This window comes from Nitrosospira sp. CT (assembly GCF_059489795.1).
Map to the genome: position 1 here is coordinate 1 of NZ_JCAHZJ010000002.1, position 26,976 is coordinate 26,976.

General features: G+C 53.9%; 23 protein-coding genes and 1 tRNA gene. 9 read left to right on the forward strand and 15 right to left on the reverse strand.

Going from position 1 to position 26,976, the window contains the following annotated elements; translation table 11 throughout:
• The first annotated feature begins 454 nt into the window (after window positions 1-454).
• Window positions 455-865 carry a hypothetical protein gene (locus AC52W5_RS00015; protein ID WP_495669483.1) on the forward strand — a complete coding sequence of 137 codons (411 nt, stop codon included), beginning with the start codon at window positions 455-457 and terminating at the stop codon, window positions 863-865.
• 122 nt (window positions 866-987) lie between these two features.
• The gene (locus AC52W5_RS00020; RefSeq protein WP_495669484.1) at window positions 988-1,923 is read left to right on the forward strand and encodes a pyridoxal-phosphate dependent enzyme; all 936 of its coding nucleotides are present in this window, start codon (window positions 988-990) and stop codon (window positions 1,921-1,923) included.
• A 287-nt stretch (window positions 1,924-2,210) separates the two neighbouring features.
• Here the strand turns inward: AC52W5_RS00020 and AC52W5_RS00025 are convergent.
• Window positions 2,211-2,298, reverse strand: a tRNA-Ser gene (locus AC52W5_RS00025).
• A gap of 306 nt (window positions 2,299-2,604) precedes the next feature.
• On the opposite strand from AC52W5_RS00025, the gene AC52W5_RS00030 reads away from it, so the two are divergent.
• Together AC52W5_RS00030 and AC52W5_RS00035 are read left to right on the forward strand one after the other, a co-directional pair.
• Complete coding sequence (locus AC52W5_RS00030; protein WP_495669485.1) at window positions 2,605-3,141, forward strand: hypothetical protein; 537 nt, start codon at window positions 2,605-2,607, stop codon at window positions 3,139-3,141.
• Between the two features lie 191 nt (window positions 3,142-3,332).
• Entirely contained in the window at window positions 3,333-4,028 is a 696-nt protein-coding gene (locus tag AC52W5_RS00035; RefSeq protein ID WP_074974795.1) for a Bax inhibitor-1/YccA family protein, read from the forward strand.
• A 112-nt stretch (window positions 4,029-4,140) separates the two neighbouring features.
• Here AC52W5_RS00035 and rlmD read toward each other — a convergent pair whose 3' ends face one another.
• The 9 genes from rlmD to AC52W5_RS00080 form a co-directional block, all read right to left on the reverse strand.
• The gene (gene rlmD, locus AC52W5_RS00040; protein WP_495669486.1) at window positions 4,141-5,460 is read right to left on the reverse strand and encodes a 23S rRNA (uracil(1939)-C(5))-methyltransferase RlmD; all 1,320 of its coding nucleotides are present in this window, start codon (window positions 5,458-5,460) and stop codon (window positions 4,141-4,143) included.
• 134 nt (window positions 5,461-5,594) lie between these two features.
• Window positions 5,595-6,398 (reverse strand): 3'-5' exonuclease, encoded by an 804-nt coding sequence (locus tag AC52W5_RS00045; protein WP_495669487.1) that lies wholly within the window; start codon window positions 6,396-6,398, stop codon window positions 5,595-5,597.
• A 58-nt stretch (window positions 6,399-6,456) separates the two neighbouring features.
• Window positions 6,457-6,879 carry a YdbL family probable chaperone protein gene (locus tag AC52W5_RS00050; protein WP_495669488.1) on the reverse strand — a complete coding sequence of 141 codons (423 nt, stop codon included), beginning with the start codon at window positions 6,877-6,879 and terminating at the stop codon, window positions 6,457-6,459.
• A gap of 17 nt (window positions 6,880-6,896) precedes the next feature.
• On the reverse strand, window positions 6,897-7,127 hold the full coding sequence (locus AC52W5_RS00055) for a hypothetical protein (protein WP_495669489.1): 231 nt from the start codon (window positions 7,125-7,127) through the stop codon (window positions 6,897-6,899).
• Window positions 7,124-9,214 (reverse strand): AsmA family protein, encoded by a 2,091-nt coding sequence (locus tag AC52W5_RS00060; RefSeq protein ID WP_495669490.1) that lies wholly within the window; start codon window positions 9,212-9,214, stop codon window positions 7,124-7,126. The genes AC52W5_RS00055 and AC52W5_RS00060 overlap by 4 nt, the downstream gene beginning before the upstream one ends.
• A gap of 90 nt (window positions 9,215-9,304) precedes the next feature.
• Window positions 9,305-10,192 carry a cysteine synthase CysM gene (cysM, locus tag AC52W5_RS00065; RefSeq protein ID WP_495669491.1) on the reverse strand — a complete coding sequence of 296 codons (888 nt, stop codon included), beginning with the start codon at window positions 10,190-10,192 and terminating at the stop codon, window positions 9,305-9,307.
• Window positions 10,193-10,355: 163 nt separating this feature from the next.
• Entirely contained in the window at window positions 10,356-10,682 is a 327-nt protein-coding gene (locus tag AC52W5_RS00070) for a ComEA family DNA-binding protein (RefSeq protein WP_495669492.1), read from the reverse strand.
• A gap of 34 nt (window positions 10,683-10,716) precedes the next feature.
• Window positions 10,717-11,175: a single-stranded DNA-binding protein gene (ssb, locus tag AC52W5_RS00075; protein ID WP_495669493.1), complete on the reverse strand. Its 459-nt coding sequence runs from the start codon at window positions 11,173-11,175 to the stop codon at window positions 10,717-10,719.
• Window positions 11,176-12,561 carry an MFS transporter gene (locus AC52W5_RS00080; RefSeq protein WP_495669494.1) on the reverse strand — a complete coding sequence of 462 codons (1,386 nt, stop codon included), beginning with the start codon at window positions 12,559-12,561 and terminating at the stop codon, window positions 11,176-11,178.
• Window positions 12,562-12,673: 112 nt separating this feature from the next.
• On the opposite strand from AC52W5_RS00080, the gene uvrA reads away from it, so the two are divergent.
• The 5 genes from uvrA (at window position 12,674) to AC52W5_RS00105 (ending at window position 19,845) form a co-directional block, all read left to right on the forward strand.
• Window positions 12,674-15,508, forward strand: a complete 2,835-nt coding sequence (uvrA, locus tag AC52W5_RS00085; RefSeq protein ID WP_495669524.1) for an excinuclease ABC subunit UvrA — start codon at window positions 12,674-12,676, stop codon at window positions 15,506-15,508.
• A gap of 32 nt (window positions 15,509-15,540) precedes the next feature.
• The gene (locus AC52W5_RS00090) at window positions 15,541-16,899 is read left to right on the forward strand and encodes a glycerate kinase type-2 family protein (RefSeq protein ID WP_495669495.1); all 1,359 of its coding nucleotides are present in this window, start codon (window positions 15,541-15,543) and stop codon (window positions 16,897-16,899) included.
• Between the two features lie 183 nt (window positions 16,900-17,082).
• On the forward strand, window positions 17,083-17,787 hold the full coding sequence (phoB, locus tag AC52W5_RS00095) for a phosphate regulon transcriptional regulator PhoB (protein WP_074974805.1): 705 nt from the start codon (window positions 17,083-17,085) through the stop codon (window positions 17,785-17,787).
• A 40-nt stretch (window positions 17,788-17,827) separates the two neighbouring features.
• Window positions 17,828-19,129, forward strand: coding sequence for a phosphate regulon sensor histidine kinase PhoR (gene phoR / locus AC52W5_RS00100; protein WP_495669496.1), 1,302 nt, complete (start codon window positions 17,828-17,830; stop codon window positions 19,127-19,129).
• A 140-nt stretch (window positions 19,130-19,269) separates the two neighbouring features.
• Complete coding sequence (locus AC52W5_RS00105; protein ID WP_495669497.1) at window positions 19,270-19,845, forward strand: NUDIX domain-containing protein; 576 nt, start codon at window positions 19,270-19,272, stop codon at window positions 19,843-19,845.
• Between the two features lie 87 nt (window positions 19,846-19,932).
• Here AC52W5_RS00105 and AC52W5_RS00110 read toward each other — a convergent pair whose 3' ends face one another.
• The 5 genes from AC52W5_RS00110 to dnaK form a co-directional block, all read right to left on the reverse strand.
• A complete protein-coding gene (locus AC52W5_RS00110; protein ID WP_495669498.1) occupies window positions 19,933-20,502 on the reverse strand; it encodes a DUF1292 domain-containing protein in 570 nt (189 codons plus the stop codon).
• 56 nt (window positions 20,503-20,558) lie between these two features.
• Window positions 20,559-21,173 carry an SCO family protein gene (locus tag AC52W5_RS00115; protein WP_495669499.1) on the reverse strand — a complete coding sequence of 205 codons (615 nt, stop codon included), beginning with the start codon at window positions 21,171-21,173 and terminating at the stop codon, window positions 20,559-20,561.
• Between the two features lie 125 nt (window positions 21,174-21,298).
• A complete protein-coding gene (locus tag AC52W5_RS00120) occupies window positions 21,299-22,810 on the reverse strand; it encodes a YncE family protein (RefSeq protein ID WP_495669500.1) in 1,512 nt (503 codons plus the stop codon).
• 949 nt (window positions 22,811-23,759) lie between these two features.
• Window positions 23,760-24,863, reverse strand: coding sequence for a molecular chaperone DnaJ (gene dnaJ, locus AC52W5_RS00125; RefSeq protein ID WP_074974883.1), 1,104 nt, complete (start codon window positions 24,861-24,863; stop codon window positions 23,760-23,762).
• Window positions 24,864-25,021: 158 nt separating this feature from the next.
• Window positions 25,022-26,956 (reverse strand): molecular chaperone DnaK, encoded by a 1,935-nt coding sequence (dnaK, locus tag AC52W5_RS00130; RefSeq protein ID WP_495669501.1) that lies wholly within the window; start codon window positions 26,954-26,956, stop codon window positions 25,022-25,024.
• Between the last annotated feature and the right edge of the window lie 20 nt (window positions 26,957-26,976).

Sequence of the window (26,976 nt, forward strand, 5' to 3'; positions counted from 1 at the left end):
GACGCCTTCAAGTTCTTTGAGCTGCGCCTCGAAACCGGCACTCTGATCGATCGTTGAAGTTCTCGCGTAACCGATGATCATTTACTCTCACAAGAATTAAGTATGCTGTGATAGAGCACCGGTCATGAATCAAAACGGTATCTAGTGATAGGTTTTAGGTGGGTTAGACGATCTCTCACTAGGGCCAGCTCCAGTGAGAGATCGTCTTGCTCGCTCATACCTTGTCTTCGTTAAAGCTCCAGCAGCAAAAGTTAGCAGGGATGCCATTTTTTGGCATATTCCGGGAGTACTGCAGTTAGGATTTAAGGTCCGTAATATATAAACAAAACATTATGATCATAATCAAAACACCTGAATCTTATTTATAGTAATACTGAGTACAATGTTCCAATGTCATGGGCCGCATCAGGATGGAGCGGCTTTCACTTCATCCATTTCATTGGAGTCTGCCTTCATGCAAAAAGAAATAAGGAAGTTTGTAGCGGTGATATCCACGCTGGGCCTACTAGCGGGCTGCTCGGAGACCGGTACAATCGAAGCAAAGAAGGATGACACGAGCGCGCCAGCACAAAATATCAGACCTTTTGTCGACCACGACGGCCTCGCAAGGGGGTATGAAAACCGGGCCAGGAAACTGCTGGAAATAGCAGCGAAACACGAGAAACGGCTCCAGTATTACGAGGACAAAAAGTCCCTCTACGGGAGACACGGGCAGGATTCAAAAGCGCAAGCCATCGCCCTGGTGCAAAAATACAAGCTGGCGTGCAAGCTGGCGGCAGAGAAAGCCACCGAATTTGCTTTTCACCACAGGACGGGGTCGCAACTCGCGAAACGCAATTATATTGCTTCTACGGCGTCACATTGATTTGAATTGCCCCGCGAGCTCAGCGGTGAACCTTGGCTGGAACTGGATGAAACAGTACGACTTGATTCTTGTGGCACTGGCCGCAGATTAGCTGTTCGTATCTCATTGGAGCTCTCTTTTGAATGCCGCTACATATTGAAACACCGCTAATTGAATCCCATTTGATCAGCCATAAAGTGGGCCAATCTATTTGGCTGAAAATGGAGTCTGCCCAACCATCTGGCTCTTTCAAAGCCAGAGGAATCGGCTATGCATGCGAAGAATATTTAAAACGAGGAGCAAAACGTTTCATTGCATCATCGGGCGGTAATGCGGGGCTAGCAGTTGCTTTTGCTGGACGCCGCCTTTCGGTACCTGTAATCATCGTGGTGCCTGAAGCAGCTTCAAAGCGGGCGGTGAACTTGATGCGCTTAGAGAATGCGGAAGTTATAGTCCATGGGAAGTCTTTGGACGAAGCGCACCGATTTGCGCTGTCACTCATCCAATCTACCGATGCATATATACATCCTTTCGATGACCCTCTGGTTTGGAGAGGGCATGCCAGTCTAATTGATGAAATATTCCGTGCTGATCTAAAGCCTGACGTAATCGTTCTGTCAGTCGGTGGTGGCGGCCTTCTTTGCGGTGTTATAGAAGGATTGAAGAGGAATGGAGGGGCCGGTGTGCCCATCATCGCGGTTGAGACTGAAGGTGCCGACTCCTATGGGAAATCGTTAAACGCGGGATTCCTTGTCGAGCTTGCATACATATCGAGTATTGCGACGACGTTAGGAGCGCGCATTGTTTGTGAACAAGCACTGGCGTACTCCAAAGATCACCGTATCGAAAGCGTTGTGTTGCCGGACAAGGTGGCCGTTTCTGCTTCTTTGCAGTTTTTGCAAGATCATGGAATTGTCGTTGAGCCTGCTTGCGGGGTTGCGCTTGCTGCGGTGTACGAAAAAGTTGCAGCGTTATCAGGATATAAAACGGTATTAGTTATCGTATGCGGTGGCGTTGGTTCTACCGCTGATGACTTAGTCGAGTTGGCACGTGTGGAATGTGACGTAGCAAAATGTTAAATACTCAGTGCGCCCCATTCTCAAGGAGGACAAGGAAGAAAACGTTTGGTAAGAACAATTAATTTAATTTGCTGTTTTACCCATTTTGCTCAACATGATCGTGCGCCTGCTTGCGGAGCGCATCGAATTCGAAGGCGGACGACCCAATTGCAGTTCCTGTAACATCTTACAGCTAGGCTCAGGACTCATTAATTGAGATAGAAGATGACGGTTACGGCAATGCAGATGGCTGAAAAGAAGGTGTGGCAATAAATACCATTTGACATCAGATATTTATGATACCCACTTGGCGGAAGAGGTGGGATTCGAACCCACGAATGGTTGCCCATTGCCGGTTTTCAAGACCGGTGCCTTCAACCGCTCGGCCACTCTTCCGAAACCCTGCGAATCATACTCGTTTGGGAAATGATTTGCCAGCAGCCCCCGTTACAACAACGTTGTACATGATAGGGTGCTTGCTTGCCATAACAAATGATTACAAAGGAGACTTGCGCAAGTAGTACGACTTTTCCTCAAATAGATAGAGTACCGGCACGCCTTGTGTTCTGTTCTCCATTTTGAGAGCCATCCCAGATTGTTATGTTCTGTTGTTCAGCTACGAAAAAATGCAATCTAAATAAATGCACTCTTCTACTGAATCGGCAGTTCCGGCAACTCAATCAATCAGAACGGGAGGATAAAATGGCGACTTCTCATGACAATTATATATTCTTTGATGTAGCAGGGATGAAAGCGTTCAGCTTTACCGAAACAAGTCATTCGATAACATCTGGACAGCCATATCACGGCGTTTCATCTGGCGTAAAAAAGGAGGATGGTCACGACCAGGCCTACATTATGGTTAATGCCGGGAGGAAAAATTCGGCATCGGTTGCAAACTGGTTCAGAACGGCTGCGAGCAATGGTCAGACCGTAGTTTGTGACAGCGCCGGAACTTATCCAAACGAACTGAACTTCGCGGTACAAGGAACAATGAAGATTACCAACGAATCCAATCAAGTAATAGTTTGCGAAAACTTGATCGTAGCTCAAGGTCATTTTGTCACAAGCGATAACTGGTGGATTTCCAGCCCAACCATGCAGGGCGCTCATGTTTCCATCTCGGGTGCAGCCATGCAACGATGTACCGTAGAAGGCAGCTTCCTTCCGGTAATGGCTATTTTCAGTCCAAAGACACCTTGCGTGAATCATTTTAGTATCGGCATTATGAGCATCTAGCGGGATTGATCTTCGCGCCAGCATCGTACACGAATGTGCCGATGGTCAGCGATCCGCGTTTGTTTGCATTGATCCTCGTTCCTGATTGTTGATATATTGTATTTTCGGAGAGGCGGGATCTTTGAGATTGCAACTTTCCTTAAAGATGAGTAGTCTTATGCGTGTAAACTTTCGTCAACCAAGGAGACGTCATGCAACCTGAACTTCGATATTCCAGCCCGACTGTGCAAACCGGACTTGCAGTCGATCGCAACAAGGTACTGCGCAATACCTATTGGATGCTTGGTCTGACCATGATTCCAACGGTGATCGGCGCGATGATCGGAATGAGCACCAACTTCGCGTTCCTCGCGCAAGCGCCTATCATGGGACCGCTGGTGATGCTGGCCATCATGATGGGATTGCTGTTTGGAGTGAGCGCCACCCGTAACAGCGTGGTGGGAATCGGATTGCTGTTTCTGTTTACTTTTGTGGCCGGGTGGTGGTTAGGCCCGATGCTTCAGTATGCGCTTCATTTCAAGAATGGGGCGCAAATCATCACAACCGCCGCCGCGGGAACAGGAGCAATCTTCTTCACGCTGGCGACCATCGCCACGGTGACAAAGAAGGATTTCAGCTTCATGCAGAACTTCCTGTTCGTGGGGCTGATACTCCTGATGATCGCGTCGATCGCCAATCTGTTCTTTGCCATACCGGCAGCCTCGCTCGCCATTTCGGCAGTCGCGGTACTGCTGTTTTCCGGCTTCATTCTGTTCGATGTAAGCCGTATCGTGAACGGCGGGGAAACCAACTACGTGATGGCGACCATGGGCATCTACCTCAGCCTGTACAACCTCTTCACCAGCCTGCTGCACCTGCTGCTGGCTTTGTCCGGTGAGAAAGACTGACGCGAAGAGCGCCATAAGGATAAAACTACAGGGTAAACCCGGCGAGCAAGCCAGGGAAATCCGGGAATACCTCCGGGGCGGCTGGAAACAGTCGCCCTTTTTCATACCTTTTTTATGTTTGCTCGCTGGCTTTCTCGAACAGCGCGATAGACTCGACATGCGCGGTGTGCGGAAACATGTTGATCACACCCGCTGCCTTCAATGAATATCCATTCCTGTGCACCAGCACGCCCGCATCGCGCGCCAGTGTAGCGGGATTGCAGGAGACGTAAACAATCCGCCACGGCTGGGACTGTTGCTTTTCGAGGGCAGTCACCACGGTGATAGCGCCCTCCCGTGGAGGGTCGATCAGCATCTTGTCGAAATCCCCCTGTTCCCGCATCCAGCTTTCATCGATTTCAAACAGGTTGGCTTCCATGAATCGTGTATTGCCCACCAGCCCATTGCGTTGTGAATTTTGACGGGCCTGGGAAACGAGCGCCGCGCTGCCTTCATAGCCCACTACCTGCGCGTCGCGTCGCGCAATGGGAAGGGTGAAATTACCCAAGCCGCAAAACAGGTCCGCGATGCGTTCTCCCGCGCCGGGATCGAGCAGGTTTAGCGCCCGCCGCACCAGTATGCGATTGACCGCCGAATTCACCTGGGTGAACTCAGTCGGATGAAACGGAATGGTTACATCGAATTCCGGCAGCGTATAACTCAATTCTGGCGCGTCTTTGGGGTAGAAAGAATAAGCCGTTTGAGGACCGCCGGGTTGCAGAAAAAGCTGAACGTGATGCTGATCGGCAAAAGCCTTGAGCAAGGCTTCATCCTGCGCGGTCAAGGGTTCAAGAATGCGCAAAACCAGTACATCCACGTTCTCGCCCAATGAAACTTCAATCTGCGGCAGACGCTCGCGGATGGACAAATTTTCCACCAGCTTTCGTAATGGCATGAGAAGTGCAGAGATATGCGGCGGCATGATCCTGCAGATCTGCATGTCGGCAATGAAGCTGCTGCGCTTTTCATGAAAACCCACCAGCACTCCGCCTTTTTTTGCCACATAGCGGACCGACAGCCGCGCCCGGTAGCGGTAACCCCAGGGTGATCCATAAACTGCCGGCAATATCAGTTCGGGTGCCACCTTGCCGATGTGCTTGAGATTATCTTCGAGCACGCGCTGCTTTGCTGCCACTTGGGTACGAGCGTCCATGTGCTGCATGCTGCAACCACCACAGATGCCAAAATGATGGCATTCCGGCGTTACCCGCGAAAACGCGGGCTTGAGAATCTGATTGACCTGGGCAAGCTCGAAGCTCGGTTTTTTGCGATAGGCGTTATAGGTGACAACCTCTCCCGGCAGGGCGCCTTCGATGAAAATGACCTTGCCTTCAGCGTGCGCAACGCCCCGGCCTTCCTGATCCAGGGATTCGATAAGAACGGGGGCAGTCATCTCACATTGGCAGGTCCGAAATCGAGAACGGGTTCAGAAGGATTTGATATTCTACCCTCGGTTCTACCCACGGATGCCTTCCGGAATCTGACGCACCCCCATGCAGGAGAATGAGCAGCCTGAGCAGCTGTCGATCAATCCAGAAATGAAGAAGCTTCGCTCAAACAGAACCACTGTTCGAGAAATTCCTGCCAATGCGGCTCGGAAGACTTGCTCTGGGTGAAGCGAACCAGCTCGCATTCACGTTGATACTGTTCTTTATTGAAGGTTCCACGCATAAGCTGAAAGCGCAGGAACACAAGGTAGGTATTCACCACGTCCGTTTCGCAATAGTTGCGAATGGCGGCAATCTCGCCTTTCTGGAAAGCGCTCCAGACCTGGGAGCCATCCATCCCCGACTTCCCCGGAAAACCCATCAGCTTCGCCAACTCATCCAGTGGAACATTCGCACGCGGCTGATACAACGCCAGGATATCCATCAAATCCAGATGGCGCGTATGGTAGCGGCTGAGATAGTTGTTCCATTTGAAGTCGCGGTCATCATCGCCCATGTCCCAGTAGCGCCGGGCCTTCAGGCCGTGGATAAGGCTGCGGTAGTGGAGCACGGGCAGATCGAACCCGCCTCCATTCCAGGAGACCAGTTGGGGACTGTATTTCTCTATGCCGTCGAAGAAGCGCTGTATGAGTTCAGCCTCGGAATCCGCCGGGCTTCCCAGAGACCATACACAGAATTCATCCTTGTCGCGCAGCGCACAGGAAATCGCCACCACCTTCTGCAGGTGCAGGGGAAGAAAATCGCTTCCGACAGTCTGGCGGCGCGACTGAAACGCCATCTCGGCGATATCCGCGGCCGGAAGCTCATGGGGAAGATTGTAGAGCCTGCGCAATCCCTCTGTATCGGGAACAGTCTCGATGTCGAAAACCAGTACGGGAGTCACGCTAGACGTTCAAATAAATCCTGCACATCTGTTTTTGAGGGTACCCGGCCGCCCGCCTTTACTTCTTGACCCATCCGCCGTCCGCCCCCTGATACCACCAGCCGCCCCGTGCCAGTTCGATCCAGCGTTGGCCAAACGTGGAGCGAATATCGGCTTCCCATTCCGGGTGACTATTGGCGCGAGCGATCTCGCGATAAAGCGCGTTCCTGTCCTGATTTTCCGCTGCGATCAATCCATTCACCGACTGCCGCGCTGCCAGTGGCACTGCGTTGGCGTCCCGCATGACAATGAGACCGTCACGCGTGAAGCCTATTGCTCCACTTGAATAATACGGCTCCAGTTGGCTATGGCGTTGCTGCATGCTCCGCTTGATGCTTGCTATCGCGGGGGTATCGATTTCGATATTGGCCTGGGTATGCCCGGCAAGCGGCATCAATGACAATAGAATCAGCAGCGCTGCCCGGAAAATCGAACTGACCATGATATCTGCCTTTACTGTTATGGCTGCTGCTGCGGCTCTACCGCAGGTTGGGAAGAAGATGGGGGTGAAACGGGCTGCTCCGTCTTTTCACCCGCTTCAGGTTTCTTGAGTTGCCACACTTCTTCTATTATCTTGTCTGCTGCTTTTTCGGCTGCTGCGGCAGGGAAATAAATATTGATGGTGACGCAGCCGGCTGGCATCGCGCTGACCAGGGTCAGCAAAACTGCCTGGAACAAAAGGTTCTTCATTGTTTATCCTGTTGAAGGACAGGCCTGGCATTGGCGTCCGTAATCCGTTGAAGACGACTTACCAATTCCCGCCAGTCCACCCTGCGATTATAACCTATCACTGTGATCGCCGGGATTCCGCCGCCTTTGACGATCAGATACCCGTGCGGCATAGGTTCCGATTCTATCCCGCCCATACCGCAGACACCATTGCGCAATGTACAGCTCCACCCGATCTGCGAATAGCCGAATTCATCAAAGACACGCAGGAAACTGCGCTGGATTGCAGCGGCAGCGCCGACTCCACCCAGTGATGAAATGCTTTGCACTGCCCGCTGGCTGATGCGGCGGCTGTAATCGCCCGGGCTGCTCATGAGGCGGGCATCGAATTTCACCGGTTTCCAGTCAAAAAGCTCGAGATCATGCACGGCCACATCTATGCGGCCTTCCATATTGCCAAATGAGAATGCGCCGGTGAGCAGGTCAAGATCGAGATTGCGCATGTCCACATCCGCCATGAGGGAGGGTGCGGAGCCGAATGGCTCCAGCGCTTTCAGATTCCACACCAGCACCGTGCCATCAAACACGTTGAGAAGCAGGGCGCCCTGCACTTCAATAGCGGAGCCGTCGAATGTTACCTTGGGGATTTTTCCCGAGAGAGTGCCGCGCATCGGCTGCATCCCGAGCGCGCGGGTGAGTTGCTCCATGGATATGGGCGAGAGGTCGCCGCTAAACTGCCAGCGCCAGCCGGGGGGCGATTCCTGCGCCTGCCTGATGGCGCTGAAGTTCTCCAGGGTCAGCTTGCCGTCCAGCAAGGGTGCTTCCATTCGGGGTATGCGAAAACCAGGTTCATTTAATCCGGTTATCTCCAGGGGGATATGGACCGGCCCCACCGGTAGCCGGCTTACGTGACCACCCCCTATCGTAATGGCGGCGTGCGTCAGCCCAGCTGCACGCAGGGGTATGCGCGTATTGATATCGCGCAGTGCAAAGCGCCCGCCCTCGTCCTCCAGCGATACGTCACGCAGATCGACATCGAGCATTTCGCTCACACCATTCCGGAATCGCCACTTTACTCCCGCCTGGCCGGCGGTCTTCAATGCGGAAAAAGAAGTATTGACCAGAAAAGGTTTTACGATCTGGCTGTACAACCCCGCCATTTCGAGATCGGGCGCATCGAGGTCGAAATCGTGCAGCGTGCTGGCGCCCCAGTCCATACTGCCGGACAGATCGATCTCCCCGATCTTCGCCAGGGAAAGTTTTCCCGTCCGGAGACGAAGGATGCTGTCATCGAGTTCGCCACGCCCGGTGAAACGATGATCCTGGGCAGCAAAATAGAGGGGCTGCCAGAATACTTCCCCTTGCGGCCAGTGAGCATCCACCTGCCACTCCCATAACCCAGGGTTCTGCGAGGGAAGCTGGCCAGACTTGCGTTTGGCCCTTGCATCGACGGTAACACTGATATTCTCGCCCGCATGTAAACCGCTGACATCGCTGAAAGCTACGCCCTCCACCGTCAGATGGGCATCAATGGCAGCAGCTCCGTCAAGGTCAGCCCGCAGTTTCGCTGCGCCATTGATTTTCCCTTTTGTGGATGAAGGCAGAATGGCATTCTCGCTGACCGGCAGCAATTGCACGATCTGCGCGGTCTCTCCGTTAGCTGCGGTAAGCGTACCTTCCCAACCTGCTCTTCCCGTGCGAAGCGACAGCTTCCACCCCTCGCCTGTCTTGCCTGCGCTGTTTCTGATTCTCACATCGAGGATTTTTACGTCGGAAGTTCTGCCTGGAACAGATAACCGAAATGACACAGGCAGTGGCGCGGACTCCGATAACCTCAGGGCACCGCTATCACAGTTGATCTCTTCCCTGCTGGTGCGAAATCGATCACATGAAAAATGCAGGTTATGCCAGGTCTTTCCCTGTATCGCCACCTCGGCCAGCTTCATTCTCAGCGAGGACGATGGAGGAGCGCCAGCGAGGGTGATCTGGATTCCCTTGATATTGGAAAGCGGACCGCGGATATCCTCTGCGGAAAGGGTAAGAGACGCAGCCTGCACGGATACCACTGCGGGAAAGAACGCTGCCAGTATCCTGATGAGGAATTTCATCACGAGCAAGCCATTTTTCGTTCGTTCTGGGCCCTATTGCCGGTACCCTGCTACGGCTATCAGACCCTGCCTACCCCCTGAAACCGGTAATCACGCAGGGAAAACACCCGTAGAAAGATAACGGTCGCCTCGGTCGCAAACAATCGAGACGATCGTTGCATTTTCTGCTTCTGCAGAAACCTTGAGCGCCGCAGCGAGCGCACCGCCGGACGAAATCCCTGCAAAAATCCCCTCCTCGGACGCAAGCCGCCGCGTCATTTCCTCGGCTTCATCCTGGGAAACCAGCATGATGCGGTCTACCCGGCTCGGATCATAGATTTTTGGCAGATAGGCTTCAGGCCATTTTCGGATACCGGGAATCTGGGCGCCTTCTTCCGGCTGCACGCCGATGATCCGGACCTCGGGTTTCTTCTCCTTGAAATAGCGGGAGCAACCCATAATGGTTCCGGTCGTGCCCATGCTGCTCACGAGATGAGTAATCTTTCCTTCGGTATCCCGCCAGATTTCGGGAGCGGTGCCTTCGTAATGGGCGCGCGGGTTATCGGGGCTGGAAAACTGGTCGAGGATGATTCCCCGCCCCTCGTCGCGCATGCTCTCGGCCACGTCGCGGGCTTCTTCCATGCTGCCCTCTCTGGAAGTCAGTATGATTTCCGCTCCGTACGCCTTCATTGATTGCCGGCGCTCCACGCTGAGATGCTCGGGCATCACCAGCACCATGCGGTAGCCCATGATTGCCGCGGCCATGGCGAGCGCAATGCCGGTGTTGCCGCTGGTGGCCTCTATCAACGTATCGCCGGGCTTGATTTCCCCGCGCTCCTGCGCACGCGTAATCATCGACAAAGCGGGACGGTCTTTTACCGAACCCGCTGGATTGTTCCCTTCCAGCTTCAGGAGGACAGTGTTGGTAGTATTCCCGGGCAGGCGTTTGAGCTTGACCAGAGGTGTATTGCCGACAAAATCTTCTATGGTTTTGAACATGACCTGTCCGACTTGTGAAACGTCACAACGAATTCCCGCAGTAGCCGGAGTGGCGCGTAGTGACCGTAAGAGATGGGGTAAAAGCGTAACTTATCGATAGTAGATGGGTGTGGTCAAGCCTTCACCCACCCGCAACCTGCGACACTAACCGGCAGTGAGAGGATTATTCTCTGGCAGCGGGTTTGTGCTCCTTCCTGCCTGTCGCACCTCCGCTGCTGCCGCCGACAGTGATATCCTTGCGCAGCTTCTGAACCGTGGCGGGACCAATGCCGCTTACGCCCTGCAAATCGTCCACGGATTTGAAAGATCCCTTCTTCTTGCGATAGTCGATGATCGCCTTGGCTTTGGCCGGACCGATTCCCTGAAGACTTTCCAGCTCGGCCTGGGTAGCGGTATTGATATTGACAGCCGCGAATGCTGCTCCGGTAAATACAAACAGCGTAATAAGGAGAAGAAACAGTTTCGTCATATTTTTAGCAGATTCGATCATGCAGCATCTTGCACTCATGCCAGGGAAAACGATGTCAGAACGGAATATCATCATCCATATCATCAAACCCGGTGCTACTTCTGGCAGGCGCCTTACTGCTGGATGTGCTCGGTGCAAAACCACCTTCATCTCTATCGGGCGCTTCATAACTGGCGCCGCCAGGCTTACTCCCTAGCATTTTCATATCGGTGGCGATGATATCGGTGGTGTAGCGTTCGACACCCGACTTGTCGGTCCATTTGCGCGTCTCCAGCCGTCCTTCGACATAGACCGATCGCCCTTTCTTGAGATACTCACCTGCGATCTCAGCCAGCTTGCGGTAGAAAGTGACGCGATGCCACTCGGTTTTTTCCTGTTTTTCGCCGTTCTTGTCTTTCCAGGTCTCGGTTGTTGCCACGGTGATGTTCGTTACCGCGTCACCATTCGGCATATAGCGGGTCTCAGGGTCCTTGCCGAGGTTGCCGATGAGTATAACTTTGTTGACTGATGCCATTTATGCTTCCCCTCCAAGTAATTGAGCAACGCCTTGCTCATCAAAACCGCGCATATCTACTTTCAGGTAAGCCACCCCTTCGCTCGCAAGCACCAGCGCCTCATGCACACCGGGCAGGGCCGCCAGTTGCCGCGAAAGCCCGTGGGCGGTGCCGGTATCCATTATCTGCACGTGATACATCCTGGTACGAACAGCTGCGGGCGCCTTCATGGTAACGGCAAATATCAGCCAGAACATGAGGAGCGCGGCACAAAATGCAAACAGTGCGGTACTCCCGTAATGTTGATAGAGATAGCCACCGGCGCTGGCACCAATAAACGTACCCAGGAACTGGACGCTGCTATAGACGCCGATGGCGGTGCCTTTTGCCCCCACCGGGGCGATCTTGGAAATGAGCGAAGGCAGGGTCGCTTCCAGCAGGTTGAAGGCGGTGAAGAATACCAGCAGCGCACCTGCGGTGCCCCATATCGAATCGAATGTATAGGCCAGCAGGATCTGGCTTATCAGCAGCACAGCCACGGATATGACAAACACCTGCTTGAGCTTTGCCTTCTTTTCACTGTAGATGATCACTGGAATGATCAGCAGCATGGAAATGACCAGCGCAGGAAAATAGATTTGCCAGTGATGATCTGCTGCGAGCCCTGCCTGCCGCAGCGACAGCGGCACCACCAGCCACAGTGCCATCAATACCGCGTGCAGTGCGAAGACACCAAAATCGAGCCGCAACAGTTCGGGATTTCGCAAAACATTGGAAAATCGCCCCGCGGATGCTTCCGTATCCGAATGAAACCGGCTGTCTGTCGGGTTGGGAACCACTCGCGAAACTACCACCATCGCCAGCAGCACCAGCACGCCTGTCATCAAAAAAATTCCGGGCACGCCAATCATGCGGTTGAGTGACGGCGCAATGACCAGCGACAGTGCGAAGGTAGTGCCTATCGTCATGCCGATCGCTGCCATTGCCTTGGTGCGGTGCTCTTCGCGTGTAAGGTCCGCGGCAAGCGCCATCACAGCCGCCGAAATCGCCCCTGCGCCCTGGATGACACGGCCAATGATTACCCAGTAAATATCCGTTGCCGCGGCTGCGACAAAGCTGCCTAAAGCGAACAAGAGCAGGCCACCATAAATCACCGGTTTGCGGCCGAAGCGATCAGACAGCCAACCGAACGGAACCTGCAATATTGCCTGCGTCAACCCGTACGCCCCCAGTGCAACCCCGACCAGCGTGTAATTGTCGCCTCCCGGTAGATGTTCGGCGTAAAACGCGAATACCGGAAGAATGATGAACATTCCCAGCATGCGCAGGCCGTAAATACTCGCCAAGCCCGCGATCGCGCGTACCTCTGTGGGTGACAGTTTCTCGGAAGATGATGAGGGGGACATGAATCAGATTGGGAAAACGCGGAAACTTGAGTATATTAACAGGTTTGGCCGGTTCTCAGGTAGCCTTGCCCCGGTGGATGAGCAGGCGCTGGACCGTCAGCGAAAGGAGTCAATGGAACTCATCAAGATCCGTGGTGCGCGCACGCACAACCTGAAAAATATCAACCTCGATCTGCCGCGCAACAAACTTGTCGTCATTACGGGTCTGTCGGGATCGGGCAAGTCTTCGCTGGCATTCGACACGCTCTATGCGGAAGGCCAGCGGCGTTATGTGGAGTCGCTTTCGGCGTACGCCCGCCAGTTCCTGCAATTGATGGAAAAGCCGGATGTCGATCTGATTGAAGGATTATCGCCCGCCATCGCCATAGAGCAGAAGGCGACTTCGCATAACCCGCGCTCGACTGTCGGCACTGTCACTGAAATACACGATTACCTGCGCCTGCTTTTCGCACGGGTAGGAGATCCGCAGTGTCCCGATCATGGCATCACGCTGACTGTGCAGAGCGTTTCCCAGATGGTCGATCATGTGCTGCGACTGCCGCCGGATACCCGGCTGATGATACTTGCGCCACTGGTAGTGGGGCGCAAGGGCGAGCAGGTGGACTTGATCGATGAGCTGCGCGCCCAGGGCTTCATCCGGCTGCGGGTCGATGGGAACGTATACGAAATCGATGCCCTGCCCAGGCTGCAAAAAAACCAGAAGCATACGATCGAGGTGGTAATCGACAGGCTCAAAGTTTCGCCCGATTCGAAGCAGCGGCTGGCGGAATCGTTCGAAACAGCGCTGCGCCATGCCGAGGGGCGCGCACTGGCGGTAGAGATGGATTCCGGCGCCGAGCATCTTTTTTCAGCCAGGTTCAGTTGCCCGATATGCAGCTATTCGCTACCCGAACTCGAACCGCGTCTGTTTTCATTCAACAACCCGATGGGTGCCTGCCCCAAATGCGATGGACTGGGCAGAATCACCTTCTTCGATCCCAAACGGATCGTCGCGTTTCCGCATCTGTCGTTGGCTTCCGGCGCCATCAAGGGATGGGACAGGCGCAACCAGTTTTATCATCAGTTGCTGGTGAGCCTGGCGAGCCATTACGATTTTGATCTGGAAGTGCCTTTCGAGCAACTGAACAGCCATATTCAGGACATCATCCTGAATGGATCGGGCAATGAAAAAATCATGTTTTCGTATCTGAACGAAAACGGGTCGAGAAATTATCGCAAGCATACGTTCGAGGGAATCATTCCCAACCTGGAACGGCGCTACAAGGAAACCGATTCAGTTGCCGTACGCGAGGAACTGGCGAAATATCTGAATTCCCAGGTCTGCCCTGAATGCACTGGGACGCGCTTGCGGCGGGAAGCACGCCATGTGCATGTAGGCGGCATGGCAATATATGAGATCAATGCCTTGCCGCTTAAAGAAGCAAAGTTTTTTTTCGACCAGGTGACGCTGACTGGTCATAAACTTGCCATTGCAGAGAAGATCATCAAGGAAATCTCCAGCCGTATATCATTTCTCAACAATGTCGGACTGGACTACCTGTCGCTGGATCGGTCCGCCGATACCTTGTCCGGAGGGGAATCCCAGCGCATCCGGCTTGCCAGCCAGATCGGATCAGGTCTCACCGGTGTGATGTATGTGCTCGATGAGCCTTCCATCGGCCTGCACCAGCGGGACAACAGCCGCCTGCTGAAAACTCTCAAGAACCTGCGCGATCTCGGCAACAGCGTGATCGTGGTGGAACACGACCAGGATGCGATACTGACCGCGGATCATGTGGTAGACATGGGCCCGGGGGCCGGTGAGCATGGAGGCGCCATTATCGCCCAGGGTACGCCGGAAGCGATCCAGCGGGATGCCGGTTCGCTTACCGGAAAATATCTCTCGGGCGAATTGACCATAAGGCTACCCGAAAAACGCACCGAACCGAAAAATGACCGCTGGCTGCGGATTGAAGGCGCCTCGGGAAACAACCTGAAAAACGTCACCCTGAACCTGCCGGTGGCATTGTTCGTTTGTATCACCGGTGTATCCGGCTCGGGTAAATCCACGCTTATCAACGAAACCCTCTACCAAGCTGCTGCCCGGCATCTTTATGGCAGCGCAACTGAACCGGCTCCCTATCAGAACCTGGAAGGGCTGGCGTTTTTTGACAAAGTGATCAGCGTGGATCAAAGCCCCATCGGACGCACGCCGCGCTCGAATCCCGCAACTTATACCGGGTTGTTCACTCCGATTCGGGAGTTATTCGCCGGTGTGCCGCAGGCGCGGGAACGCGGCTATGGGCCGGGGCGGTTCTCGTTCAATGTGAAGGGGGGCCGTTGCGAAGCCTGCCAGGGTGATGGCATGATCAAAGTGGAAATGCACTTTCTTCCCGACATCTACGTATCATGCGATGTCTGCCACGGCAAGCGCTATAACCGCGAAACCCTGGAGATTCAATACAAGGGAAAAAACATTCATGAAATCCTGCAGATGACGGTAGAGCAGGCGCATGAATTCTTCAGTGCCGTACCCGTGGTGGCGCGCAAGCTCCAGACCTTGCTGGATGTCGGCCTGGGTTACATCAGCCTGGGCCAGTCCGCAACAACGCTTTCGGGCGGCGAAGCGCAACGGGTGAAGCTGTCGCTGGAACTCTCCAAGCGAGATACCGGGCGTACGCTCTATATTCTGGATGAACCCACCACCGGGCTTCATTTCCAGGATATCGACCTCCTGCTCAAAGTACTGCATCGATTGCGCGACCACGGCAACACCGTGGTCGTGATCGAACACAACTTGGATGTGATCAAGACTGCGGACTGGATTATCGATCTCGGCCCCGAGGGCGGTGAAGGTGGTGGGGAAATCATCGCACAGGGGCCGCCGGAGGAAATAGCAGCGAATGAAAGGAGCTTTACCGGGCATCACCTCAAGGACATGCTGGAGAATTTTCACGCGGCCACCTGAATACTGGCGTGAGGCTGGAAGGTGAAAGTACTATGAATCCCCGGGCACTCCTGCTCAACAGTTTCAACGCTGCGCTCACCGCCGCCGATCCGCTGCGCGTCGTACCGCCGCATCTTGCTTCCGTGTCATCTCGCGCCCTTGCAGTCAAACAGCATGAGGGCTGCATTAGAGGCCATATCAGGGACCGTGTTGAAGGACGGACCCTGGTGGTAGGTGCGGGCAAGGCCGGGGCGGCAATGGCGCAGGCTGTGGAAACTCATTGGCCCCAAGAGATGCCTTTGAGCGGAATCGTGCTCACCCGCTATGGTCACGGCCTGCCCCTCGAGCGAATCCAGTTGATAGAAGCAGGCCACCCGCTGCCCGACGAAAGCGGGGAGCAAGGGGCGCGGGCCATTCTGGCAGAAATAGAAAAACTGAGAACCGGTGATTTCCTGTTGTGCCTGCTGAGTGGAGGCGGCTCCAGTCTTCTGTCGGTACCGGTAACCGGCATATCGCTCGATGATCTCCGCGATGTCACTACCCAACTGCTGAACAGCGGGGCGCCCATCCAGGAAATCAACATTGTACGAAAGCATCTCTCCGCGACAGCGGGCGGACGGTTGGCGGCTTCGAGCCGTGCTCCGGTGCTGGCACTGATCATTTCCGATGTAACAGGAGACGATCCGACCCATATTGCTTCCGGCCCCTGTGCACCTGATCCCACGACGTTCTCCGATGCGGGCGCCATACTCGAACACTATAAAATCAATGCGTCGGCCGCCGTGACGGAAACGTTGCGTGCAGGAGTGGAAGGCAGAATCAGGGAGACACCCAAACCTGGGGATGCCGTTTTCGATCAGGTAGAAAACCGGGTGATTGCAACGGCACATGCTTCACTCGCGGCAGCAGCAGAATATTTTTGTGCCCAAGGAATTCCAGCTGTAGTGCTGGGGGATTCCGTTACCGGGGAAGCGCGCGAGGTGGCCAAGGTCTTCGCGGCAATGGCGAAGGAGGTGCGTCAACATGGGCAACCGTGGAAGCTGCCGATAGCCCTGATTTCAGGAGGCGAGACGACAGTCACATTACGGGAAAATGAACAAGGATATAAGAGGAGCGGACGGGGCGGCGGCCGCAATACCGAGTTCCTGCTGTCGCTCGCTATCGAACTGAACGGTGCGTCAAACATCTACGCGCTCGCCTGCGATACTGACGGCATAGACGGCACTGAAAACAATGCAGGCGCACTCATTACGCCGGACTCTCTCAGGCGCGCCGCCGAGCGGCGCATGAACCCTTCGTCTTTGCTAACCTGTAATAATGCCTATGCCTTTTTTGAAGCGCTGGGCGATCTGATCACGACGGGTCCGACCCGAACCAACGTCAACGATTACCGCGTTATACTGATTCTGTGAATCTGCGACAGGAGGTTCGAATCCCCTTGATGCGGCCGGAAGCCTCTCTCGGCTTGACGATACCGGCTGCGGAATCTCTCGCTGCTTGCAAATGTCACAAAACCGCAATACTGTTTACATATCATCGAAATATAAGAAAAAATCAAAAACGGAGAAGATTCTGACGATAGAAGGAACTATCTAATGGCAGCAACAATACTGGTGGTGGAAGATGAACCCGCGATCCAGGAACTGATCTCATATAGTCTCCGGCAAGCCAAGCATACGGTTTCCTCGACGAAAAACGCAGAGGAGGCCATGAAAATCATCAATGATACGCTGCCCGATCTAGTGCTCCTGGATTGGATGCTACCTGGGATGAGCGGCGCGGATTTTGCCCGCATGCTGCGGAGAGCCGCCCGCACAAAGGATATTCCCATTATCATGCTCACCGCTCGTGCAGACGAGAGCGACAAGGTGACCGGACTGGAAAGCGGCGCCGACGATTACATTACCAAGCCTTTTTCACCCCGGGAACTGCTGGCGAGAATCAAGGCAGTACTGCGGCGGCGCGCTCCCGAAGCCGCTGACGATGTGGTGGAGATCGGTGGACTGCGACTGGATTCGGCAACCCACCGCGTCACTGCGAATGAGACTGAAGTCGTGCTCGGGCCCACCGAATTCCGCTTGCTGCACTATCTCATGACTCATTCCGAGCGGGTACATAGCCGCTCCCAATTGCTCGATCAGGTATGGGGCGATCATGTATTTGTCGAGGACCGTACTGTCGATGTGCATATCCGCCGCCTGCGCAAGGCTCTCGAAAACGTCGACAAGGATGGATTGGTGCAGACGGTACGGGGCTCCGGCTATCGCCTCTCGGCAGGGCAAGCGGTGAACGCGGGATGAAAGCTGGAATGATCTGTTGTAATCGTTCCAGCTGACGTTTGTGTCCGGTTTCTGGGGGCATTTTGCCACTCTCGTACTGATTACCGTTGTAAGCGGAGTACTGATGGCTGTGTCCGGCGCAGCTGCGGCGCTGACCTTTTATGTCATCGTTCTGTTCCTGCTGGTCCTGCGCCACTCGCACAATCTGAAGCGGCTGGACCGATGGCTCCATAGTGAAGAAGCTGGGCTACCCGACAGCTCCGGCAGATGGGGAGATGTATTCGCGCGTCTGACCCGGCTCATGCGCGATCAAAAACAAACCCACCAAAACCTCAGCTCCGCTTTGGAGCGTCTGCGGCGCGCCACCTCAGCCATGCCTGAGGGAGTAGTCATCCTCGATGAAATGGACCGCATCGAATGGTGCAATCCAGTGGCCGAAAAGCATCTGCGCATCAATGCCGGTCTCGATACCGGACAGCATATTACGCATCTGATGCGTCAGACCCAGTTCGCGGAATATCTCGCCTCGCGGAATTACAAGGAACCCCTGGTGATTAAACAGCCGCGGCAGCACGAGTTGATGCTCTCGCTGCAGTTCGTTCCTTATGGCGACAAGCAGAAACTGCTCCTCAGCCGTGATATAACCAAGCTTGAAAGAATCCAGACCATGCGCCGCGATTTTGTCGCCAACGTCTCGCATGAACTGCGCACGCCTTTGACGGTCATCGGTGGATTTCTCGAAATGCTGTCGGACGATAATCAACCAGATCCTGATACACGCCGATGGGCGCTGGAATTGATGAGCGAGCAGACACGACGCATGCAGAGCCTGGTGGAAGATCTGTTGACCCTGTCGCGACTCGAAGATACGGAAAACCAGGTGCGCGAGGAGCACGTCAATATACCGGAAATGTTGCGAATGCTGTATGAGGAAGCGAAATCCCTGAGTGCAGGACACCATCGCATCACGCTCAAGCTTGATACAACCACAAAGCTCCTGGGCAACCTGTTTGACCTGCGCAGCGCCTTTATCAACCTGATCAGCAATGCCATACGCTATACTCCGAATGGGGGAAATATAACGTTGCGCTGGGCTGTTCAGGACGGGCAGGGTGTATTTTCGGTACAGGACACCGGGATAGGGATCGAACCGGAACATATCTCGCGCCTAACGGAGCGTTTTTATCGCGTGGATCGGGGCCGCTCGCGCGAGACCGGAGGCACGGGCCTCGGTCTTGCCATTGTCAAGCACGTGCTCAGCGGTCATCAGGCGAAGCTGGAAATTACCAGCGAACCAGGCAAAGGCAGCCGCTTCAGCGCAGTGTTTCCGACTACCCGGCTTCTGATACAGCAAGATGAGTGAATAGCGGCCTGCCGCGCGGTATAATCGGCTGCATACCACTTCCCCGGAAAGCGGATATCGGACGCAACGAACAGTGGAATAAACAGATCCACTGCGGACAAGATATCGCTATCCATTGCATGAAGAAACGTACCGTTCCTATGTCCAGAACCCGGCCTGAACATCCCGACCTTACCGAAACCACTGTCAGCAGCCAGAAGGTTTTTGAAGGCGACCTGCTGCATGTCTACCAGGACCATGCACGCCTCCCCGACGGCAAAGTGAAAATACGTGAGTACATCGCGCACCCCGGCGCGGTGGTCATTATCCCATTGCTCGACAATGGCGAACTGGTGCTGGAACGTCAGTTCCGTTACCCGCTGCACCAGGATTTTTACGAATTGCCCGCTGGAAAAATCGACTCCGGCGAGGATCCGCTTGTGTGCGCACAACGGGAACTGCTGGAAGAAACCGGTTACACCGCAAAAAGCTGGCGTTATCTCGCTACCCTGCATCCCTGCATCGGTTACTCGAATGAAAAACTGATCTATTACCTTGCACAGCAACTCACCTTTGAGGGCGCAAACCTTGATGATGGAGAATACCTGGAGATATTTACCCTGCCTCCGGCAGAAGCACTTGAATGGGTAAAAGAAGGAAAAATTACCGACAACAAATCGGTTTCAGGTTTGTTCTGGGCGGAGAAGATATTGAGGGGCGAATGGGTAATAAAGTAATAGAAGAGAAAAGTAGCAGAGATTGTACAGATCAGGTGGGCTAGGACCTGCTCAAAACTTTTACTCAAAAAACTTGGCCTGCCCCTATTAATCTGCGCGCGATCGCAGTCGCTGGGGCGTACACAGTTTATTGAGCAGGGTAACCGCAGAGAACTTGTTGCTTCCACCCCGGCCTTTTCCTGCCTGATCATGGACTCTGCTTATTTCCAGAGTATCTCCCTGTACGTGCGCACTTACAGTGTAGGCATCGAAACCGAAATCTTTACCGAAGTCGATCCACTCGATGGGTAGAATAAACTCCGCTCCGTTTACTATACGCCTCGCATTCAAACCAGCAGGCAAGCTACTCTCTTGTGGCGCTTTCAATGCGTGGGGCAGTACAGTGTTATCGGGCTGAAGCGCCGTTTTATACATCAGAACCTTATTTCCATTTTCTTTATTTATCGGAATGAGGAAAACATAGACTTTTCCATGTAGTATACGCAGCAGTAAGTGATCCGCAACTTCCCCCTGCGCTCTTTCTCCCCTAGTCTTAACTTGAAATACCAGGTGATCATCTGGAGAAATATCTGTAGCCACAGATAGAATATCGAGCTCCGGAGACAGCGCCTTGTCCATGAAAGAGACGATCGTACGAGGATCGGCATCGATCTGCATGGCGGGTGCAGTGAGAGAGAAGACCATCAGCAGTGGGAGCAGTGCACCAGGGCGAATCATGATTCGAACAATGTCCTGTTCCTGCGAAATAAATCTTCTATATCGGTGGCGTCCGTCAATGCATCGAATATCACTCTGATATTTCCTGCAGGATCGATCAGAAACGCAGTAGTGCTATGATCCACCTGATAATTCAGCATATTCCCGGCATTTTTCGTATAGAAGGCGGTTTCCACACTGAAAGCAGTCTTGAACCGCTCCAGTTCCCCACCCTTGAGCCGCAAATAGCCAAGGTCGGTTCCGAAGGTCCTGATGTACTGGGACAGGATCGCATCGGTGTCCCGGTCCGGGTCTATTGTTACAAAGATTCCACCTAGACTGATCCGCTCGGCAACGCCGGCTTTGACCAGCATGGATAGATTGGCAAGCGACGCCGGACAGACATCCTTGCAGTGGGCAAACCCGAAAACGACCAATTGCCACATCCGGAGGTCCTTGCCCGCATGTACCTGACTCAAGCGGGCAGCAGCCTCGGGAAGCAAGGGTATCGGGCGGCGCAGGAGAACGGTAGCCGCCTCACTTCCGGCACTCGCCGCCAGAAGCAGGATTGCCAGCATAGCGTTGACGTATTTCCGGTATATCCCTGGGCGGATTTCGCTGATGTATTTCATAGTGTCAATGAATTCTTCTGGTTGGCTTCCGGAAGCGGCCCATCCTGTTCAATCTTCGGGAAAAATCCTGGAGGAGAGGATGGGCCGGAATACGAAGGTATAAAGGAAAAGCGGGATTGCCGGGATCAGCGCAGACCGCCTGCGGCAAATATGCCATGCGGCTTGACAAGACCGTCACGCGGCCCCCATACCTTGGCTACCGTGTCAGTTTCAGTATCGATCTTCAGGACATATCCGGAAACCCAGCTTGCCACCAATAAATAACGGTGATCCAGTGTCGGGCTGATCGTATGAGCGACGGCGTACCCTTTCGGAAGTTCGAAACCGGGCCGCAGTCTCTTGATGAACTTCGGCTTTTCGCGGTCGGTCAAGTCGAATACCGAGATGTAGCCATCATTGCCGAATGTAAAATCAAGCGTGTCCTCTTCTGCGATGTAGAGCTTGCCATTCGCCACGGCGATATCCGATGCGGAGCGGAATACACCAGGAGCATTGGCGTGATGCGCAGTCTTGACTATTTCCTTTGCGGTTCCCAAGTGGGTGTCGATCAGCCACACGCCTGGCGGAATGATCTGCTGGGTGCTGGAGGGTGTCAGGGAAGTTTTGTCGAATTGCATCGATGCGGTGACCGCATACCGCTCATCCAGCCAGTATACGAAATGGGTAAAAGCTGCATGCCTCTTTTCGTCGCCCAGCATGATCTGGCCTACCGTCTGCAATTCACCCGTTTCCCTGTTCGGCTTGTATACATCGATCACGCTGTTATCGAAAAAATAACCTGTCCCAAGACCAATGGTGCCCGATTTGTTGAAGTTAACCCCATGGGTTTGCTCCGTGTAGCCAGGTATGACGATTGGATCAAAACTCAGGAACTGATTCGTTTTGTGGTTGATGACACGTATCCTGTCCGATGTAAATTCCGTAAAGTAGAGAAAATCGGAGTACGGCAACAGGGTTGGGCCATGAATTTGCGTTCCCCTGCCTATGAGCCAATTGGGAACGGCCTGTACGGGATTGACCGGCGTGACAAATGGTAATTCGGAGGGATTATTGGGTGAATCAGTCGCCAGCACGGCATCCACCCTCAGAGAAGCGTAGCGAGTATCCCAATTGATTTCGTTCACACCCAGGGCGATGATATAGGAAGGGTGATCCGGCGTATTGTCGGAAGTGAGATAAATCCTGTTTCCTTCGGGCATCACTACCGTATGCTGCAGGGGAACATTTCCGGGCCAACCGGGAAGTGTGGTGGGATCCAGGATGATCAGCCCGTCGTTTTCATAATTGAAGAGATAAACCATCCCGTTGTGGTAGTCGATCGCGGTTGCGATAGGCTGAACATAACCGTTATAGACGTTGGGATACTGGTCGAACGGCAACGGCTCGCGAGCCCCTCTTCCACGCCCCTTATCCGCATAATCGTCATCGTCGGCGAGCGCCTTGTCGTCTTTTCCACGCAAGCTGTCGATTCTGGTGCGCATTTTGCCGGCGTTTGCCGTCGGAACAGCGATGCTTGATGAAGTGCTCTCTTTTAAGAAGGAGGGATTATCTGCGGCATGAATTGCGCTCACAGAGAGCGTCAGCATGCACAAGCTCGCCTGTAAAAACAGGCGAGAATTCTTCTTGATTAAAGTCATTTGAGATTCCCCTTATATGCTTTGAATGAATAAATCCAACGTACTGGAAGAAATTTCCATCCATCAAGGAACCGGGATGCCAAAAGCAGCTTCTTCGGTTTGATACCGATCACTGACAGAATGAGGTATTTCCAGCACGCTTCTTTTTCTTGGATTATGAAAGCGCAGTGCCCGAGTCTCTCGCCCCAAGGAAGCGACATCGATACAACTGCGTTCCGAAAGGTTAGCACCGCCGGGCTGGATTCAAATCGGGGAATAAGAAGGGGAAGACTCCGCTAATTGCTGGGTATGAGCTTGTATGAAACGACGAGGATGCGTACTACTGTCCGGAATAAAATGAGCGGCAATCTGGAGAACTGCATAGGCAAAAGACAGCTGCTTTGTAAGGGCAGAATCTTTTGGAAAAAACCTTGATCGTCATTCCCGCAAAAGCGGTCTCCAGATCTTTTTAACGTAATAACAAACCAACGGATTTCCGCTTTTGCGGGAATGACGATACCTTGATGAATCCGGGGCAGAATCATCACTCCGGTGTTCCCGCATATGCAAATGGTTTTATGAGAACTGCCCGATTTGCGAAACCGAACCGGAACGCTCTCTAGTGCAGCAAAGGGGAAGGATATCAGTCAATGTGGGAAGCTACACTGACTCTGTGGCTTTGTAGCCTCGAATATAGGGCCTGTTAACACTTGTTTCGCACCCGCGACGGAGGTGGATTTTATTCAGCACGAGGCGTGAGCCGCGCCGCAGAGTAAGCCTCTGTAAGCGGCGAGTAATGATGGGTTGGATAAAATCGGTCCCGTCCCTTCGGGTTGCCCATGAAAAAACGTGGAGGCTGCGTTGCAAAGCTTGAGCATAGGTTCACTATGCCCTGCGCTTCGCGCCTTGTCCTACGCTTTTTCTTGCAGCAACGCAGGCCGCGAAACAAGTGTTAACAGGCCCTCTGCAATCACTCTGCAAAGAACTCCCGCACCTTATCCATCCAGGATTTTGCGCGTGGGCTGTGACGAGAACCGTCTTCCTGGTTGATCGCTTCCAACTCCTGCAACAGTTCTTTCTGCCGAGGGGTAAGCTTGACCGGCGTCTCCACCACAACATGACACAACAGGTCACCCGGGTTATTGCTACGCACGCCCTTGATCCCTTTGCCGCGCAGTCGGAAAATTTTTCCGCTTTGTGTTTCCGCCGGTATCCGGATTTTGGCATGCCCTTCCAGCGTAGGAATTTCGATCTCGCCTCCCAGCGCTGCGGTCGTGAAACTGATGGGCATTTCACAGTGCAAATCGTTGTGGTCGCGCTGAAAGACTGAATGAGGCGTCAGGTGAATGACGACATATAAGTCCCCTGGAGGACCACTGTTGATCCCTGATTCGCCTTCTCCCGATAAGCGGATGCGATCGCCTTCATCCACACCCGCCGGAATTTTTACGGATAACGTCTTATGGTGTTTGACGCGGCCGGAACCGCCGCATGTATTGCATGGGCTGGAAATGAATTTGCCGCTGCCATGGCACTTGGGACACGTCTGCTGGATCGAGAAGAATCCCTGCTGCATCCTCACTTGCCCGTGGCCATTGCAGGTAGGGCAAGTGGTGGGGGAGGTGCCAGGCTTTGCGCCGTTGCCATGACAGGTGCCGCAGGCATCCATGGTGGGAATACGAATCTTCGTTTCGGTTCCGCGCGCGGCCTGTTCCAGTGAAATTTCCAGGTTATAGCGCAGATCCGCCCCGCGATAGACATTGGCTTGCGCGCCGCGCCCCCCGAAAAGATCACCGAATATATCGCCGAATGCGTCAGCAAATCCCTGGCCACCACCACCCATGCTGGCATCCACTCCGGCATGGCCATGCTGGTCGTACGCTGCCCGCTTTCTCGGATCTGAAAGTATTTCGTAGGCTTCTTTTGCTTCCTTGAAGTGTTCCTCTGCTTTCGGGCTATCCGGATTGCGATCCGGATGATATTTCATCGCCAGCCTGCGATATGCTTTTTTTATTTCATCCTCGCTGCTGTCGCGATTAATGCCCAGCACTTCGTAGTAGTCGCGTTTGCTCATATAGTCTTCTTGAAAATTTGGCAGCACGGAGAGTAGCAGAGTAGCTTAAACCAGCTCCTCTCCGGCACGCCAAAACGCAGGATGCGGAAAGGAATGCTGCGCCTTTCCTGCACCGCTGCGCTTAGAATGTCTTGATGCTTTTTGGCTGCTTCGCGGATTTACTTCTTGTTTTTTACTTCCTCGAACTCCGCATCGACAACTTCTCCTTCGACAGGTTTTTCGGTCCCGCCGCTCTGGCCGGAAGGTTCCTCACCGGGTCCGGCCTGCGGGCCCTGCCCCTGTGAATACATCTTTTCCGCCAATTTATGCGAAGCCTCAGCCAGTGCCTGGGTTTTGGCTTCGATGGTTTCCTTGTCGCCGGACTTCAAAGCTTCTTCCGCCTCTTTCAGTGCCGCCTCTATCCTGGATTTTTCCTCATCGGCCAGTTTATCCCCATGCTCCTTCATGGTTTTCTGCACAGAGTGGATCATCGCATCGCACTGATTGCGCGCCGTGACCAATTCCATTGCCTTATGATCTTCCTCGGCATGGGCTTCGGCATCCTTGACCATGCGCTGCACTTCCTCTTCCGACAGACCGGAACTCGCCTGAATCTTGATCTTGCTTTCCTTGCCTGTGGCCTTGTCCTTGGCCGACACATGCAGTATGCCGTTCGAGTCGATATCGAATGTCACCTCGATTTGCGGCATGCCGCGCGGAGCTGGCGGGATATCGGCCAGGTTGAATTGGCCCAGGCTCTTGTTGCCGGATGCCATCTCGCGCTCGCCTTGCAGCACGTGAATGGTTACGGCGGTCTGATTGTCATCCGCGGTGGAAAATACCTGTTGCGCCTTTGTCGGGATAGTCGTGTTCTTCTGGATCAGCTTGGTCATCACGCCGCCCAGCGTTTCGATACCCAGCGACAACGGCGTCACATCCAGCAGTAGCACATCCTTCACCGCACCCTGCAACACGCCACCCTGGATCGCTGCGCCCACGGCCACCGCCTCGTCAGGATTCACATCCTTGCGGGGCTCTTTGGCAAAAATTTCCTTGACCTTTTCCTGTACCTTGGGCATGCGGGTCTGACCACCCACCAGGATAACGTCGTCGATATCGGAAACCTTTATACCCGCATCCTTGATGGCGGTACGGCAGGGCTCCACTGTCCGCGTAATCAAATCCTCCACTAGGCTTTCCAGCTTCGCTCGCGTGATTTTTACCGCGAGATGCTTCGGACCGCTGGCATCCGCCGTGATGTACGGCAGATTGACTTCGGTTTGCTGGCTGGAAGAGAGTTCGATCTTGGCTTTTTCCGCAGAGTCCTTTAACCGCTGCAAAGCAAGCATATCCTTCTTGAGATCGATACCGCTTTCCTTTTTGAACTCATCCACCAGATACTCGATGATGCGAGCGTCGAAATCCTCACCGCCCAGGAAAGTGTCGCCATTGGTCGCCAGCACTTCAAACTGATGCTCGCCTTCGACTTCTGCGATTTCGATAATGGAAATATCGAATGTTCCGCCGCCCAGATCGTACACGGCAATCTTGCGATCTCCTTCCTTTTTATCCATTCCGAAAGCAAGCGCAGCCGCGGTTGGCTCGTTGATGATGCGCTTGACCTCGAGTCCCGCGATGCGGCCTGCGTCTTTTGTGGCCTGCCGCTGGGAATCGTTAAAATAAGCCGGAACGGTAATGACGGCTTCGGTCACAGGTTCGCCCAGATAATCCTCCGCCGTCTTTTTCATCTTCATGAGCACTTGCGCCGACACCTCGGGTGGCGCGACTTTCTTGCCGCGCACCTCAATCCATGCATCGTTGTTGTCGGCTTTGATGATGGTGTAAGGCACCATTTTGATGTCCTTTTGCACCATCTCCTCGTTAAAGCGCCGACCGATCAGGCGTTTCACCGCGAACAAGGTATTTTTCGGATTGGTGACCGCCTGCCGTTTGGCAGAGGCGCCCACCAGAATCTCGCCATCTTCCGTGTAGGCAACGATGGAAGGCGTAGTGCGTGTCCCCTCGGAGTTTTCTATCACCTTGGGCTTGCCGCTCTCCATGACGGCGACGCATGAGTTAGTGGTTCCCAGGTCGATTCCGATAATTTTTCCCATAATTGATCCTTGTATTAGTT

Excerpts from the sequence above, each read along its gene's own strand:
- AC52W5_RS00015 (WP_495669483.1), top strand. The coding sequence starts at position 455 with ATGCAAAAAGAAATAAGGAAGTTTGTAGCGGTGATATCCACGCTGGGC.
- AC52W5_RS00020 (WP_495669484.1), top strand. The coding sequence starts at position 988 with ATGCCGCTACATATTGAAACACCGCTAATTGAATCCCATTTGATCAGC.
- AC52W5_RS00030 (WP_495669485.1), top strand. The coding sequence starts at position 2,605 with ATGGCGACTTCTCATGACAATTATATATTCTTTGATGTAGCAGGGATG.
- AC52W5_RS00035 (WP_074974795.1), top strand. The coding sequence starts at position 3,333 with ATGCAACCTGAACTTCGATATTCCAGCCCGACTGTGCAAACCGGACTT.
- rlmD (WP_495669486.1), bottom strand. The coding sequence starts at position 5,460 with ATGACTGCCCCCGTTCTTATCGAATCCCTGGATCAGGAAGGCCGGGGC.
- AC52W5_RS00050 (WP_495669488.1), bottom strand. The coding sequence starts at position 6,879 with ATGGTCAGTTCGATTTTCCGGGCAGCGCTGCTGATTCTATTGTCATTG.
- AC52W5_RS00055 (WP_495669489.1), bottom strand. The coding sequence starts at position 7,127 with ATGAAGAACCTTTTGTTCCAGGCAGTTTTGCTGACCCTGGTCAGCGCG.
- AC52W5_RS00060 (WP_495669490.1), bottom strand. The coding sequence starts at position 9,214 with ATGAAATTCCTCATCAGGATACTGGCAGCGTTCTTTCCCGCAGTGGTA.
- cysM (WP_495669491.1), bottom strand. The coding sequence starts at position 10,192 with ATGTTCAAAACCATAGAAGATTTTGTCGGCAATACACCTCTGGTCAAG.
- AC52W5_RS00070 (WP_495669492.1), bottom strand. The coding sequence starts at position 10,682 with ATGATCGAATCTGCTAAAAATATGACGAAACTGTTTCTTCTCCTTATT.
- ssb (WP_495669493.1), bottom strand. The coding sequence starts at position 11,175 with ATGGCATCAGTCAACAAAGTTATACTCATCGGCAACCTCGGCAAGGAC.
- AC52W5_RS00080 (WP_495669494.1), bottom strand. The coding sequence starts at position 12,561 with ATGTCCCCCTCATCATCTTCCGAGAAACTGTCACCCACAGAGGTACGC.
- uvrA (WP_495669524.1), top strand. The coding sequence starts at position 12,674 with ATGGAACTCATCAAGATCCGTGGTGCGCGCACGCACAACCTGAAAAAT.
- AC52W5_RS00090 (WP_495669495.1), top strand. The coding sequence starts at position 15,541 with ATGAATCCCCGGGCACTCCTGCTCAACAGTTTCAACGCTGCGCTCACC.
- phoB (WP_074974805.1), top strand. The coding sequence starts at position 17,083 with ATGGCAGCAACAATACTGGTGGTGGAAGATGAACCCGCGATCCAGGAA.
- AC52W5_RS00105 (WP_495669497.1), top strand. The coding sequence starts at position 19,270 with ATGTCCAGAACCCGGCCTGAACATCCCGACCTTACCGAAACCACTGTC.
- AC52W5_RS00110 (WP_495669498.1), bottom strand. The coding sequence starts at position 20,502 with ATGCAGATCGATGCCGATCCTCGTACGATCGTCTCTTTCATGGACAAG.
- AC52W5_RS00115 (WP_495669499.1), bottom strand. The coding sequence starts at position 21,173 with ATGAAATACATCAGCGAAATCCGCCCAGGGATATACCGGAAATACGTC.
- AC52W5_RS00120 (WP_495669500.1), bottom strand. The coding sequence starts at position 22,810 with ATGACTTTAATCAAGAAGAATTCTCGCCTGTTTTTACAGGCGAGCTTG.
- dnaJ (WP_074974883.1), bottom strand. The coding sequence starts at position 24,863 with ATGAGCAAACGCGACTACTACGAAGTGCTGGGCATTAATCGCGACAGC.
- dnaK (WP_495669501.1), bottom strand. The coding sequence starts at position 26,956 with ATGGGAAAAATTATCGGAATCGACCTGGGAACCACTAACTCATGCGTC.